At 66.3% G+C, this 13560-nt stretch carries 13 protein-coding genes; 5 read left to right on the top strand and 8 right to left on the bottom strand.

Features of this window, described 5'->3' with window-relative positions:
* Nucleotides 1-22 precede the first annotated feature (22 nt).
* Both J2R78_RS39280 and J2R78_RS39275 read left to right on the top strand, forming a co-directional pair.
* Entirely contained in the window at nt 23-496 is a 474-nt protein-coding gene (locus tag J2R78_RS39280; RefSeq protein ID WP_253608996.1) for a VOC family protein, read from the top strand.
* 188 nt (nt 497-684) lie between these two features.
* Nucleotides 685-1947, top strand: a complete 1263-nt coding sequence (locus J2R78_RS39275) for a serine hydrolase (protein WP_253608995.1) — start codon at nt 685-687, stop codon at nt 1945-1947.
* A 125-nt stretch (nt 1948-2072) separates the two neighbouring features.
* Here the strand turns inward: J2R78_RS39275 and J2R78_RS39270 are convergent, their stop codons facing one another.
* The 6 genes from J2R78_RS39270 to J2R78_RS39245 all read right to left on the bottom strand — a co-directional run bounded on the left by J2R78_RS39270 (nt 2073) and on the right by J2R78_RS39245 (nt 7866).
* On the bottom strand, nt 2073-2570 hold the full coding sequence (locus J2R78_RS39270; RefSeq protein ID WP_253608994.1) for a peptide deformylase: 498 nt from the start codon (nt 2568-2570) through the stop codon (nt 2073-2075).
* Between the two features lie 70 nt (nt 2571-2640).
* Entirely contained in the window at nt 2641-3513 is an 873-nt protein-coding gene (locus J2R78_RS39265; RefSeq protein ID WP_141342111.1) for a helix-turn-helix domain-containing GNAT family N-acetyltransferase, read from the bottom strand.
* A gap of 165 nt (nt 3514-3678) precedes the next feature.
* Nucleotides 3679-4146: a carboxymuconolactone decarboxylase family protein gene (locus J2R78_RS39260; protein WP_253608993.1), complete on the bottom strand. Its 468-nt coding sequence runs from the start codon at nt 4144-4146 to the stop codon at nt 3679-3681.
* A gap of 91 nt (nt 4147-4237) precedes the next feature.
* Complete coding sequence (locus tag J2R78_RS39255) at nt 4238-6334, bottom strand: YncE family protein (RefSeq protein WP_253608992.1); 2097 nt, start codon at nt 6332-6334, stop codon at nt 4238-4240.
* Between the two features lie 165 nt (nt 6335-6499).
* Entirely contained in the window at nt 6500-7360 is an 861-nt protein-coding gene (locus J2R78_RS39250; RefSeq protein WP_253608991.1) for a DMT family transporter, read from the bottom strand.
* The gene (locus J2R78_RS39245) at nt 7357-7866 is read right to left on the bottom strand and encodes a MarR family winged helix-turn-helix transcriptional regulator (RefSeq protein ID WP_253608990.1); all 510 of its coding nucleotides are present in this window, start codon (nt 7864-7866) and stop codon (nt 7357-7359) included. Before J2R78_RS39245 ends, J2R78_RS39250 begins: the two co-directional genes overlap by 4 nt.
* A gap of 217 nt (nt 7867-8083) precedes the next feature.
* On the opposite strand from J2R78_RS39245, the gene J2R78_RS39240 reads away from it, so the two are divergent.
* Nucleotides 8084-8881, top strand: coding sequence for a DUF899 domain-containing protein (locus J2R78_RS39240; protein ID WP_253608989.1), 798 nt, complete (start codon nt 8084-8086; stop codon nt 8879-8881).
* Nucleotides 8882-9010: 129 nt separating this feature from the next.
* On the opposite strand, the gene J2R78_RS39235 is transcribed toward J2R78_RS39240, so the two are convergent.
* The gene (locus J2R78_RS39235) at nt 9011-9910 is read right to left on the bottom strand and encodes a LysR family transcriptional regulator (protein WP_253608988.1); all 900 of its coding nucleotides are present in this window, start codon (nt 9908-9910) and stop codon (nt 9011-9013) included.
* A 103-nt stretch (nt 9911-10013) separates the two neighbouring features.
* Here J2R78_RS39235 and J2R78_RS39230 point away from each other — a divergent pair, with 103 nt between their 5' ends.
* Together J2R78_RS39230 and J2R78_RS39225 are read left to right on the top strand one after the other, a co-directional pair.
* On the top strand, nt 10014-10796 hold the full coding sequence (locus tag J2R78_RS39230) for a GNAT family N-acetyltransferase (RefSeq protein WP_253608987.1): 783 nt from the start codon (nt 10014-10016) through the stop codon (nt 10794-10796).
* Nucleotides 10793-11983, top strand: a complete 1191-nt coding sequence (locus tag J2R78_RS39225) for an MFS transporter (RefSeq protein ID WP_253608986.1) — start codon at nt 10793-10795, stop codon at nt 11981-11983. The genes J2R78_RS39230 and J2R78_RS39225 overlap by 4 nt, the downstream gene beginning before the upstream one ends.
* Nucleotides 11984-12003: 20 nt before the next feature.
* Here J2R78_RS39225 and J2R78_RS39220 read toward each other — a convergent pair whose 3' ends face one another.
* The gene (locus J2R78_RS39220; RefSeq protein WP_253608985.1) at nt 12004-13443 is read right to left on the bottom strand and encodes an MFS transporter; all 1440 of its coding nucleotides are present in this window, start codon (nt 13441-13443) and stop codon (nt 12004-12006) included.
* Nucleotides 13444-13560 lie beyond the last annotated feature (117 nt).

Raw genomic sequence — 13560 nt, 5'->3', positions numbered from 1 at the left:
GCGCGCAAACAAGGAGACTGCCATGACCGATCTCGTTACATGCCTCTGGTTCGATCAGGGCCGGGCGCGCGAAGCGGCGGAGTTTTATGCTGCGACGTTTCCCGACAGTCATGTCGGCGCAGGCCATCAATCGCCGATACCGGGCATCGGGCAGGGCGAGGAGCTGACGGTCGAGTTCACCGTGCTCGGCCGCCGCTTCGTGGGGCTGAACGGCGGCTCGAACTACGTGCCGAACGAGGCGGTCAGTTTCATGGTGCTCACCGACAGCCAGGAGGAGACCGACCGCTACTGGAATGCGGTCACTTCCAACGGCGGCAAGGAGTTGCCATGCGGCTGGTGCCGGGATCGCTGGGGCTTTGCCTGGCAGATCACGCCGCGGCGGCTGCTTGAGCTCGTCAACAGCGCCGACCGCGCCGCCGGCAAGCGCGCGATGGAGGCGATGATGACGATGAAGAACATCGACATCGCCGCGATCGAGCGCGCGGCGGCGGGGTAATCCGCGTGGTGGAATGATTTGGCCCGGGCTCGATAGTCAGGTGTCCGATCGAGCCGGTATGTGCGGCGCGCGGCCATTTGCGTTGCGGCGTGCGCTCGCCGCGACGATCACCCCGGCGCAAACGCGGGATGTGCCTGGTGCTGTCGCGTGATACGAAATTCGCATTCGCAGCTCTGGAGCCAGTCCTGATGTCCGTCGCAGCCGCCGCCAATCAACAGCAAAATCTCACCGCCGCCGAATCCGATCCGCAGACGCTTGGCTGGATGCAGGGCTTTCCGCCGCCGCAGGACAGGACCATCACCTTCCAGAACGGCTCGTTCCGCAGCTTCCCCGAATTGCGCTGGGCTTGGAGCAACATCCGCCAGCTGGTGCCGACCGTGAATGTCTGGCGCGGGGCAGGGCCGGCGTCGGTGCTGCCGCGCGAAGACCATGATATCGGCGCGTCGGCATCGGTGACGATGGACGGCCGCCCGATGACCTTCGCGCGCATGCTCGAGGAGACCTATGCCGACGGCATCGCCGTGCTGCACCGGGGCAAGCTGATCTACGAGCGCTATTTCGGCGCCCTGAGGTCGCACAAGCCGCACATCGCGATGTCGGTGACCAAATCGTTCACCGGCACGCTCGCCGGCATCCTGATTGCGGAGGGCAAGATCGATCCGCAGGCGCCGATCACCGATTACGTGCCGGAGCTGAAGGCAAGCGCGTTCGGCGATGCCCGCGTGCACGAGGCGATGGATATGACCACCGGCCTCAAATACACCGAGGTCTATACCGACAAGAATTCCGACGTGTGGGGGCTGCGGCGCGCCAACGGCATGGCGCCGATCGAGCCGGGCTATGAGGGCGCGACCAATATCTTCGATTTCCTCTGCGCGCAGCAGAAGCTGGGTGAGCACGGCAAGGCGTTCGCCTACAAGACCGTCAACACCGACGTGCTGGCCTGGATCTGCCGCCGTGCCAGCGGCATGACCTTATCGGACCTGCTCTCCGAGCGGATCTGGGCCCCGATGGGCGCCGAGGAGGATGCGCATTATCACGTCGATCGCATCGGCACCGAAAGCGGTGGCGGCGGATTGTCGACGACGCTGCGCGATCTTGCCCGGTTCGGCGAGACGATCCGCAACCACGGCCGCTTCAACGGCCGCCAGATCGTACCGTCTCAGGTGGTCGAGGACATCGCGCGCGGCGGCGATCCCGGGAAATTCAAGCCTGCCGGCTACACCACGCTGCCAGGGGCATCCTACCGCAATCAATGGTGGGTGACGCACAATGCGCACGGCGCCTTCATGGCGCGCGGCGTTTATGGCCAGGGCCTCTATATCGATCCGAAGGCCGAGATGGTGATCGCGCGCTACGCTTCGCACCCGGCCGCCGGCAACGCGGCCAACGACCCTGTGACGCTGCCGGCCTACATGGCGCTGGCCAAGGATCTGATGGCGGGAGGGTAGGACGAAGGCAGGTTGGTTCGCTCGCGCAAGACGCGTAGCCCGGATGAGCGCAGCGATATCCGGGGCCTTTCCGTCTGCTGATCGCGGCTTGTCCCGCATGTCGCTTCGCTCATGCGGGGCTACGATCACGTCCGCGAGATTTTGTCGAAGCGCTTGATCAGGCGCTCCCGCTTGATGCGGGACAGCCGCCTGATCCAGAACACGCCGTCGAGCTGATCGATCTCGTGCTGATGGCACACGGCGCGCAGGCCGTCGGATTCCTCGGTCTGCATGTTGCCGTCGAGATCCTGATAGCGGATGCGGACGCGGGCGTGACGCTCGACCTCGTCGTTGACCCCGGGCATCGAGACGCTGCCTTCCTTGTGCAGGATTATCTCGGGCGAGGTCCGGATGATCTCCGGATTGACATAGGTCCGCGCGCCCTCGCTGGCATCGAGCTCGAGCACCACGACGCGCAGGGATACGCCGATATGCGGCGCGGTGATGCCGATGCCGGGCGCCGCGCGCATGGTCTCGAGCAGGTCCTGCGCCAGTTCGCGCAGCGCCTCGTCGAACATGGTCACCGGCTCGGCCGGCAGTGCAAGGCGCGGATCGGGATAGCGCACGATGGGGCGAATGGTCATGCCCGTGTCTTAGGCCAGTGCATCGCGCCGGACAACATGCTGATCCCGGGCACCGCGTGCGGCGCGCCGTTCAGAGATGCTTTTCGAAGAACAGATCGGGGTAGGGGTCGTCGTTGAAGCGCGGGATCTCGGTCCAGCCCGTCCTGCGATAGAGCTGGCCGGCTTCCGGCAGCGCGCTGTTGGTGTCGAGCCGCAACACCGCGATGCCGAGCTCGCGTGCGGCCTGCTCGGCTGCGTCCATCAGGCGGCGGCCAAGGCCGAGGCTGCGCGCGCCAGGTGCGACCCAGAGCCGCTTGATCTCGGCGAACTCGCCGCCGCTGCCCTTCAGCCCGACACAGCCGATCGGCAGGCCGTCCGACATCGCCACGATGAAGCTGCCGCGTGGGCGCACCATGTCCTTGGCCTCAGGGTCGCGCGACAGCTTGACGTCAAAGCCTTTCTCGAATCGCCGCGCCAGTTCGGCGTAATATTCGCCGAGGCAGTAGCGCGCCTCGTCGCTGCGCGGATCCATCTCATCGAGGGCGGTGCCGTCGCGGCCGAGCGCCGATGCGATCAGGTCCATCGCCGCCAGCAGCGCCTCGCGTTGGCTGTGGTGGGTGAGAAAGTCCTTGGCCTGCCGGTTGGAGATCGCCTCATAGGCGTTGAACTCGCGCCTACCCGCCGCCGTCAGCCGTGCGATGCGGCGGCGCGCATCGTCGCCATGCGCCGTGGTCTCGATCAGGCCTTCGTCCTCGAGGCTGCGCAGCAGGCGGCTCATCAGGCCGGAATCGAGCCCGAGATAATCCCTGATCTCGCCGACATCGGCGCGGCCGTGTCCGATCGCGTTCAGCACGCGCGCCGCGCCGAGCGGCCGGCCGCGCCCGAGGAACGAGGTGTCGAGCGCGCCGACGGCGGAGGTCACGGCACGGTTGAAGCGACGGACGCGGGACACGGGGTCGAGCATATATCTGACTTTAGTCAGATATCGTCGCCGCGTCAATCGGCCGGCGATCCAGACCGAACGGAGCCCTGCCGCCTAGTGCAGAGGCCATGCGATAGGCGACGCGCATCAGCCTGGGACGCAGCGGCGCGAAGTCAGCCGCTGCGTCGTCTCGTGCCGTTTCCGCGGTCACGCCGCGGCCGTCCTGGCCTTGATCACGTGCGGATCGACGAAGCCGCCAAAGCCGACCGCGATCCGGTTCCAGCCGTTGATGATGTTGATCAGCAAGGTCACCTTGACCTGCTCCTCCGGCGTGAAATGCGCCTTCAGCGTCTCGTAGGCTGCGACGTGGGTATGCTGCTCGCAGATCCGCGTCAGGGCCTCGGTCCAGCCGAGCGCGGCGCGCTCGCGATCGGTGTAGCAGGGCGCTTCGCGCCAGGCCGACAGCAGGTAGATGCGCTGCTCGGTCTCACCCTCATCGCGGGCAAATGTCGTGTGCAAATTGATGCAATTGGCGCAGCCGTTGATCTCCGAGGCGCGGATCTTCACGAGCTCGGCGAGCTTCGGCTCGAGGCTGGAGGAGATCGCAACCGACGCGTCGAACCAGATCTTCATGATCTTGGGGGCGGCGGCGAGCGGATCAAGTCTGACAGTCATGGTCGGTTTCCCTGGGTTGGTTGACGACATCATGACGAACGAGGAACGGCGAATGTGACATGCCGGCGCGATATTCTCATCTGCCGCGGCGCTATTGGGGCGCGAGATCGCTCGCCGCTTGCCGAAGTTCTTGCAGCAGCTCTGTTTCCCATTGCGAAGGATCCGTCAGGAACCGCGCGAGATTGTCGAAACAATAATACCCGAACTCCGACTTCGATCGCGCGGCGGAGGTCGCGGCTGCGCGCGCCAGCAATCGCGCCGCATATTGCTTCGCCGTCATCAGGCTCGCCGCATGCTCGGCCATCTTCGCCATTCGCCAGAGCGCCGAGTGATCGATGGCATTGCCGAGATCACCGAAATAGAACCCTTCCGCGAGCTCCAGGCGAGCACTCGCGTCGCCTGCGTTCTCCAGCATCAACGGAGCGATCTTCTCGAAAAAGAAGTTCTCGTGGTCGGTATCGACCAGCCCGTAGTAGCGCAGCAGGACATCGTTGCTCGTTTTGTCCAGGCGCGCGAGGCACCATGCGGCGTAGCCGAACAGCGCGGTCGGAATCTCGTCTCCGTAAGGATCGTACCAGGCGTTGGCATGCGGTCCGATGTGCGTGCATACCGCGTCGATCAGCCTTCGGATCGCAGGCGCGGCGCCGGGGCAGTGCTTCGCGACATGCGTGAAGAACTTCTTCTCGTTGAGCCGCTTGCCATCGCAACGGAACACCGCCTGCAGGTGGTTGTCGTAGGGACGCTCGTTGATATCGGGACCGATCTGCGCCGTGAGCGCATCGATGGCCGCGATACAATCGGGCTCGCTCATCGAGGCGAGATCGACGGCGTAGGTGCTGAACCGCTTGGCGAGCGTCTCGGCCTTCTTGGCGAGCGCGGCATCCTTGTCCTCGTCTTGCGGCTCGGGAGGCGCGGGCCTGAAATGATCCTCGGTTACGGGCACCGCCCGGACGCGGTGTACCGGATCGCCTGGCGCGCCGGAGACCGTCACCATCCCCTCCGTGAACCGCATATCGAGGCGACGGTCCGGCAGGGGCGTCGCCTCCGACCAACCGCGAGCGTTGACCAGCCAGGGGCGGCTGTCCATCCCGAACCGTTCCAGCATGATCTTGGGCGAGACCGTACCGTCCACGCCGACACAGGCGACGAAGTCTTGCCGCTTCAACCAGAAGGCCTGGCCATCGCCTTGCCAGCCGATCACGTCGCGCTCGGAGAGTTCGAAGTCGCGCAGATTGCTGCTGACATTGGCGTAGTGGCCGTTCGGATCCGGCCACAGACCGGGATGCGATGTCGCGCTGATCCGGTTGGTCGTGAGCGAGCCCTCCTGATCCAGCAACTGCGACACCGTGCGGTAGATCCCGCCGCGCTGCGGCGGCAATCCCTGCTTGCGCCGGTCGTAGTCGATGTGGCCGTTGTCGGGCAGCCCTTCCGCCTGCATCCACATCGGCGCGACGGAATGCAACCGCCGCAGCGGAAACGCCTGCCAGATCTCGACGGCAAAGCTGAAATACTCCCGCTGCGCTGTGGTGTCTCTGCCCAGCATTCGCGAGACGAGTGAGGCCTCCTCGGTGAGCATTGGAAGGCGGGAGTTGTCGGCGCGCAACCAATAGCGGCCGCATGGGCTCGAGCGGATCAGGAACGACCTCGCCCGCGATCCCTCGCAGCTCGACACCTCGTGATGGCCCGTCTGAGGATCGATGCGCAGCAGCAGCGCGATAATTCCATTGTCGTGCCGGAACGCCGAAACCAGAATCCGGCCAGCCTGGTCCAGAACCGGCGGGCACAGCGAGTTGCCGCTCGGCATGTCCAGAACCGAGCGGACGATCGCCCTGCGCTCGAGGTCGATGACATGCAGGTCAGTCGCGTTCGCGGCGTGATAAAGCAGGAGATAGACGAACCGGCCATCCTTGCTCTGGAGAAATCCGTAACTCAGATAATCGTCGCGCGCGTCCTTTCCGTCGTGGCCGCGGGCCCAGGGCGTTTGCAGCCGATCGACGAGTTGGCGATGCGCGAGATCATAGAAGATGAATCCAGCGTCGGTGTTGAAGAACCAGGCGATGCCATCCGGCAGCAGCCCGGCATTCCGCGCGGGCCGCTGGCCGAGGGCAGGACGCATGATCCAGTCATCCTGGCCGTCGACCTGGATTGCGAAGTACTCGGTGTTGCCGATTCTGCGGATGGAATTCACGATCGGGTAAGCCTGCGAAGCCGCCTCGTCGTCCCGGGTTGCTTCTTTATATGCGAGCCGGACAACGTCCGATTAATGCGATCGGGAAATAAGAGGTTGACTGGCCGGCGATCGCCGGCGCGGGACAACTTGCCGCATGCCTCTGGCTGTGCGCCGACGAGCCGGTCAAGCGCGCGCCAGCACCAGCACGTTGCCGGCAAGGATCGCGGCGGCGCCGGCGAGCACCGGCCAGCCCAGCGCAAGGTGCTCGAACAGCGCGGACAGCACGAGCGCGACGAGCGGCACCAGCGCGAGCGTATAGGCCGCGCGGCCGGGACCGAGCCGGCGCACCAGCTCGAAATAGAGCATGAAGGTGATGCAGGACGCGGCGATCGCGAGATAGAGGAAGCTCGCCACGTAGGAGGGCGAAATGTCGGCTACAAACGGCGTGCCCGTCGCGACGGCCCACAGCGCGCTCGCCGCCGCGCCGACGAACGCGCCCCAGCCGAGCACGGAGGCGACAGGCAGTCCGGCGCGCTGGTTGCGCGCACCGACCGTTGTCCCGGCGCCGGTTGCGATGGCCGCGGTGAGCGCCCAGGCGAATCCCGCAAGCGGTGCGACTCCCTGCGCGGCGGCACCGGGCAGGAAGATGATCGCCAGTCCGAGGATGCCGCACAGCGCGCCCCACACGAATCCGGAAGAGATCGGCACGCCGAGTGCGGCACGCGCGATCACGGCCGCGAACAGCGACGATGTCGACAGCACGAGTGCCGCAAGCCCGCTCGGCATGCGTGCGGTCGCCTCATAGAAGGCGATGAAGGCAATGGCGAAGAACAGCAGGCCCTGCAACGCGACCGCCGGCCGGTCCTTGCGCGGGATCGCAAGCGGCACGCCGCGCATCCGGCTGTAGCCGAGCAGGATGACGCCCGCGAGCACCATGCGCAGCGCGACCGACCACGGCGCGGGCGTCACGCCGGCCTGCATTGCCGTTGCCAGCGCGCCGCCGCCCCAGAGCAGCGCGGTCACTGCGAACAGCAGGGCCGTCATGGCGCGCCGGCGTCATCGCGCAGTGCGCGCCAGCCGTCGGCGTCGATCCGCGCGCTTTCTCCCTCAAGCCGGGTGAGGGCGGAGTCGAGTATTGTTCGCTCGCTCTCCGAGAGCCGCGCCAGCAGCCGCGCCTCGATCGCGCTGCCGAGTGCGGCGATCCGGTTGAACGCGGCCCGGCCGCTGCGGGTGATGCTGACGGCGGCGAAGCGTCGGTCGGACTTGCCGGAGCGTCGCACCGCGAAGCCGAGCTCTGTGAGCTGGCCGATGCCGCGGCTGACCGCGAACGGATCGAGCGCGCAGGCGCGGCCGATCTCGGAGGCGTTGGCCGCGTCGCGCTCGGCGATGACGGCGAGGATGCGCCAGCCCGCCTGGCTCAATCCGAACGTCTCGCCGTAGAAGCGCTCGAGCGGGCGGGCGACCTGCGCCGCGACCAGGAACAGGCGGTAGGGCAGCCATGCGCTTAGCTTGAGGCCATCATCGAACGCGGGGGCAGCGGTTTGCTTCATGCCGGCGAGGCTCGCATAGTTAATTGCAAAGTGCAAGCATATCACAAGCATGGTGATGCGGTCTGACCACCTGCGCGAAAAATCCCGACACACTTGTCACTCCCGCTCGCCAGCACTGCCGAGCCAGATTGCGGCATGGCCAATGACGAACGGCCGCCGGCGCTGGAACCGGGCTCGGGGAGCGGAGTTCGTCCAAATCGGAGATGGAGAGACCATCATGAATAAATCATCTGAAAACGATCGCGGCGGACTGGCAGCGATGCAGACGCCGCCGGTGGTGTCACGGGAGGCGTGGGAGGCGGCGCGCCTGGAGATGCTGGTGAAGGAAAAGGCCCAGGTGCGGGCACGCGACGCGCTTGCGGCGGAGCGGCGGCGGATGCCCTGGATGGCGGTCGAGAAGCCGTATGTCTTCGAAGGACCGAACGGAAAGGCGAGCCTGCTCGACCTGTTCGAGGGCCGCCGGCAGCTGATCATCTACCGCGCCTTCTTCGAGCCCGGCGTGTTCGGCTGGCCGAACCATGGCTGCCGCGGCTGTTCGCTCGGCGCCGATCAGGTCAGTCACCTCTCCCATCTGAACCAGCGCGACACCACGCTGGCTTACGCCTCGCGCGCGCCGCAGGCCGACATCGCGCGGCTGAAGGCGCGGATGGAGTGGGACATGCCGTGGTACACGATCACCGACAGTTTTGACACCGACTTCGGCGTTGCCGAGTGGCACGGCCACAACGTCTTCATCCGCGACGGCGAGCGGATCTTCCGCACCTATTTCGTCAACAGCCGCGGCGACGAGGCGATGGGTACGGTGTGGAGCTATCTCGACATCACGCCGCTCGGCCGCCAGGAACTCTGGGAGGACTCGCCGAAGGGTTATCCGCAGAGCCCGACCTACAAATGGTGGAACTGGCACGACAATTACGACGCCGAGGCCACGCCGAACGCAAAATGGGCGGCGGTGACCGATGCCGGCGAGGCCGCGTTCCGCAAGATCGCGGAGCAGGAGCGCAAAGCGACGTAAGGGGTAGAACGGGGAGAACGCGCGGCGTGCTTCCGAGGGCTTCGGTTTTGATTGGATCAGAACCGAAGCTCCCGCTCCTTGTCATGCCTGCTTTCTTGACGCGGACCGGCGTCCGCCTCGCTCGACGCTCTAGCGGCCATTGTCCTTGGCCGAGAGTGCCTTCAGCGCCGACAAGGTCTGCCGCAGCCCGCGATCGAGGCGCTTGTCGCGGCGGATCACCACCGCGAGCCGGCGGTAGAGCTTTGGTGACAGCGACCGGACGACCAGGTCGCGCTGCTTGGCCCTGGCGGGGACGGCCATGCCGGGCAGCACCGCACAGCCCAGCCCGGCGCGCACCATCTCCTTGATCGCCTCGACGCTGCCGAGCGACATCAACGGCTTCAACGACACGCCGCCGCGGGCCAGCCACTCGTCCGCGGTGCGCCTGGTGTTGCCGCCCGGCTCGAACAGCAGCACCGGCCTGGTCGCCAGCACCTCCGGCGTGATCCGCGCCGGCAGTTGCATGTCGCGGGGCGCGATCAGCACGAACTCGTCGTTCATGACCGGCGTGATCTCGAAGCTGCGTCCCGACACCGGCAGCGTGACGAGCGCGATGTCGATGGTGTTTTCCTCGACCGCCCTTGCGATCTCCGCGGTGTTGCCGGTCGTGACCGTGATCTCCAGCGAGGGCAGCGCGGCCCGTAACTCTTTTAAGATCGGCGGCAGCAGGAAGATGCACGCGGTCGCACCAGTGCCGAGCCGCACGCGGCCTGCCGTTCCCGTCGTCTGCTGTGCAACGGCGTCGACCGCCGATGCCACCGCCGCATTGATCTGATGCGCATGGGAGAGCAGCGCGACGCCGGCGGCGGTCGGTCTGGCCTTGCGTCCGACCCGCTCGATCAAGGTCGCATTCAGGCTGCGCTCGAGCTGGCGCACCTGCAGGCTCACCGCGGGCTGCGTGAGTTGCAACCGCTCGGCCGCCGCCGAGAAGCTGCCGCAGTCGATCACGACAGCGAAGCTTTCGAGATAATCGAGGTTGAGGTTCTTCATCAAAGTATCTCTTATACCGCGCATAAGCTGTCAAAGCTTCACTTATATAACGGCGGGGCGCATAGTCCGGCAAGCGACGGCTTCGGCAGACCGGGAGCAGGCATTGTCCGGCCTCAAGTCCATTGGCGGTGTCATCGTCGAGCTAGGGCGCTATCTTGCGGTCTCGCCGCATTCGCGCATCCGCCGCCGGCAGGCGCTGCGCGAGCTCGATGATCGCCTGCTTGCGGATGTCGGACTGTCGCGCAGCGATGTCGAGATGAGCCCGTGGTGCCCGCAACGTGCACCGACGCGCCGTCGAAGCACGGGCATGATGCCGCTAGACGAGGCAAGGATGAGAGACAACGAAGACACCGTGATCCGCGACGCCACAGAGGTCGACATGGCGGAGGTGCAGCGCATCTACGCGCACCACGTGCTCAACGGGCTGGCAACCTTTGAGGAAGTGCCGCCGACACTCGACGAGATGCTCGGGCGCCGTGCCGCCGTGCTGGCCGCTGGGCTGCCATATATCGTGGCCGATATCGACGGACGGGTGGCCGGCTACTCCTACGCGACAGCGTACCGGCCGCGGCCGGCCTATCGCAACACCATTGAAGACTCGGTCTACGTGTCGGAAGCCCTGCGTGGCCGCCGCGTCGGCGCGGCGCTGCTGCGGGCGCTGATCGAACGGTCGGAGGCGGGACCGTGGCGGCAAATGATCGCCGTGATCGGTAACAGCGGCAACGCCGGATCGATCGCGCTGCACCGTCGCATGGGCTTCGAGATGGTCGGAACGTTGAGGTCGGTGGGCTTCAAGCTCGGGCAATGGGTCGACACCGTGCTGATGCAGCGGCCGCTGGGGCCGGGCGCTTCCACGCTTCCGTCAGACAGGGAAACGGCCCGGTGATCGCACGCCGGGTCGTGATTGCCCTCGGGCTGGCTCAACTGATCTCGTGGGGCGCGACCTACTATCTGGTCGGCGGGTTCGGCGAGCAGATCGCCGCGGATCTCGGCTGGAGCCGCGACATCGTCTACGGCGGATTTGCCGCGGCGCTCTTGGTGATGGGCGTGACGTCGCCCCTTGCGGGCAGGTGGGTGGACAGAAGCGGCGGCCGGCAGGTCATGGTCGCGGGCGCCGCGATCAATGCGCTCGGCTGCGCCGGCCTCGCGGTCTCGCACCAGATCGGCAGCTATTTCGCATCCTGGATCGTTCTTGGCCTCGGCATGCGGCTGACGCTGTACGATGCCGCCTTCGCGGCGCTGGCCCGGATCGGCGGGCCGGAGGCGCGCCGTGCGATGTCCGGGATCACCTTGCTTGGTGGCTTGGCCGCCACCGTGTTCTGGCCGCTCGGCCATGCGCTCTCGGACCATTTCGGCTGGCGCATCGCGGTGCTGGTCTATGCCGGCATTGCGCTATTGACGATCCCGCTGCATCTGCTGATTCCGAACCAGCGATTTGCCGGCGTGCCGGGCTCTGCGGTGGCATCAAGGCAACCGCGCGCGGTGGGGCGGCGGCAGCTTGCAGCGGCGAGCGGGCTCTATGCCGTGACCATGACCGGCGCGAACTTTTTGAACGCCGGCATGTCCGCGCACATGATTGCGGTGCTCACCGGCCTCGGGCTTACCGTCACCGTTGCGGTCTGGATCGCAACGCTGCGGGGGATCGGGCAATCCGCCGCGCGCCTCTGCGAAGTCCTGTTCGGCGTCCGGATCGATCCGCTTGCGCTCAACCTGATGGCCTGCCTGATCATGCCGCTCTCCTTCATCGCCGGCCTGTTCAGCGGATCGGCGCGGGAGATGGGGATTGCGTTTGCGCTGCTCTACGGCGCCTGCAACGGCATTCTGACCATCACCAGGGGAACGCTGCCGCTCATCCTGTTCGATCATCGCAGCTATGGCACGCTGGTCGGCCGGCTCATTGTCCCGAGCTTCATCCTGCCGGCGGCGGCGCCGCTGATCTATGCAATCGTGATCGACCGGTTCGGCGATGCGAGCGCGCTCTATCTCTCCACCGGTCTCGCCCTGGTGACGCTGCTTGCCGCCATCCTGCTCAAGCTGCTGTTTCCGCCGCCGCTCGCGGCCGCGAAGCAATAGCCGCGTCGGCGGTGTCGATCTCAACCCGCCGCCGGCTCGCGCGGCAGCCACAGCGACAGCCAGCCGCCGAGCGCCAGCAGCGCGACATTGCAGCCGAGCGCGATCGTGAAGGCGTGCGCGTAGTCGTCGGCCTGCGGATGCGGCCCGAGCAGGCTGTAGAAGACGCCGCCGATAATCGCGACGCCGAGTGCGGCGCCGATCTGGAAGGTCGAGATCATCATCCCCGATGCCAGCCCGGCATGGCGTGGATCGATGCTGCCGATCACAGCCTTGATCACCGAGGGCATCACGGTGCCGAAGCCGAGCCCGCCGCAGATCAGGCCGAATTCGAGGCTTTGCGGAAGCGCGCCACCGACCGACAGAATCACGACACCGAAGCCTGTGACCTGAAGCGCAAAGCCCAGCGTCAGCGTGCGGGCACCGAGCCATTGCATCACCAGCGATGATACCAGCGAGCTGACGAAGAAGCCGGCGGCAAAGGGCAGGGTGGCAAGGCCGGCTTCCAGCGGAGATTGGTGCAGGCCATTTTGCAGGTAGACCGCGAAGGTCAAATAGAACGACGACAGCATGTAGAAGGCGAGCGCCATCACCAGCCCGATCACGAAATCGCTGTTGCGCAGCAGATGCGGCGCGACCAGCGGATCGCCGCCACGGGCTTCGAGCCGCGCCTCGAAGCGGACGAAGGCGGCGAGCATCAGCGGAGATGCCAGCAGCATCGCGACGATCCAGATAGGCCAGCCGGATTCCCGGCCCTCGATCAGCGGATAGACCAGAAGGCCGAGCGTGAGCGACAGCAGGATGACGCCGCCGACGTCGAGCCGCTGCGCGTGCGCGGCGCGCGAGTCGGCGAGGTACAGCAGGCCGCCGACGAAGGCGGCGAGGCCGATCGGCACGTTGATCAGGAAGATCGCCTGCCAGGCCAGTCCGAACGGTTGCGCCGAGACGAGCACGCCGCCCAGCAGCTGGCCGCAGATATTAGCAAGGCCGAAGGTCGCGCCATAGAAGCCGAGCGCGCGGCCCTGTTCGGCCGCCGGAAACAGCACGCGGATCGAGGCGAGCACCTGCGGGGCCATCACGGTGGCGGTGAGGCCCTGCAGGATTCGTCCGGCGACCAGCATGGCCGGTGACCACGCGATGCCGCACAGCACGGATGCGATCGTGAAGCCGGCGACGCCGGTCAGGAACATCTGCCGCCGCCCCAGGAGATCGCCGAGCCTGCCGCCGGTGATCAGGAAGACCGCATAGGTCGCGGCATAGGCCGAGATCACGAACTGCACCTCGCTCGGGCTGGCGCCGAGATTGTCGCGAATGACCGGCAGCGCCAGGTTGACGACATTGAAATCGAGGATCGGCAGGAAGGCGCCGGTGAGCAGCACCGGCAGCGCCAGCCATCGCCGCGGGTCGACCGTCGCCGGCCGCGCGGCGTGCAGTTGCAACGTCTCGGTGGTCTCGCTCGTCACCTGCCAGCTCCTCTCGGTAATCGACGCCCTCACGAGGGGTGTCCGTCGGTTGAACGTCCGGGAAGATGGCCTGTCCGTTTGTGATAAGATATTCTCCAGCCTTGCGAAGTGAGTTTG

The organism is Bradyrhizobium sp. USDA 4538, assembly GCF_024171045.1.
Lineage (GTDB): Bacteria > Pseudomonadota > Alphaproteobacteria > Rhizobiales > Xanthobacteraceae > Bradyrhizobium > Bradyrhizobium australafricanum.
This window is presented reverse-complemented; position numbering and strand designations above follow the sequence as displayed.

Excerpts from the sequence above, each read along its gene's own strand:
- J2R78_RS39280 (WP_253608996.1), top strand. The coding sequence starts at position 23 with ATGACCGATCTCGTTACATGCCTCTGGTTCGATCAGGGCCGGGCGCGC.
- J2R78_RS39275 (WP_253608995.1), top strand. The coding sequence starts at position 685 with ATGTCCGTCGCAGCCGCCGCCAATCAACAGCAAAATCTCACCGCCGCC.
- J2R78_RS39270 (WP_253608994.1), bottom strand. The coding sequence starts at position 2,570 with ATGACCATTCGCCCCATCGTGCGCTATCCCGATCCGCGCCTTGCACTG.
- J2R78_RS39265 (WP_141342111.1), bottom strand. The coding sequence starts at position 3,513 with ATGCTCGACCCCGTGTCCCGCGTCCGTCGCTTCAACCGTGCCGTGACC.
- J2R78_RS39260 (WP_253608993.1), bottom strand. The coding sequence starts at position 4,146 with ATGACTGTCAGACTTGATCCGCTCGCCGCCGCCCCCAAGATCATGAAG.
- J2R78_RS39250 (WP_253608991.1), bottom strand. The coding sequence starts at position 7,360 with ATGACGGCCCTGCTGTTCGCAGTGACCGCGCTGCTCTGGGGCGGCGGC.
- J2R78_RS39245 (WP_253608990.1), bottom strand. The coding sequence starts at position 7,866 with ATGAAGCAAACCGCTGCCCCCGCGTTCGATGATGGCCTCAAGCTAAGC.
- J2R78_RS39240 (WP_253608989.1), top strand. The coding sequence starts at position 8,084 with ATGAATAAATCATCTGAAAACGATCGCGGCGGACTGGCAGCGATGCAG.
- J2R78_RS39235 (WP_253608988.1), bottom strand. The coding sequence starts at position 9,910 with ATGAAGAACCTCAACCTCGATTATCTCGAAAGCTTCGCTGTCGTGATC.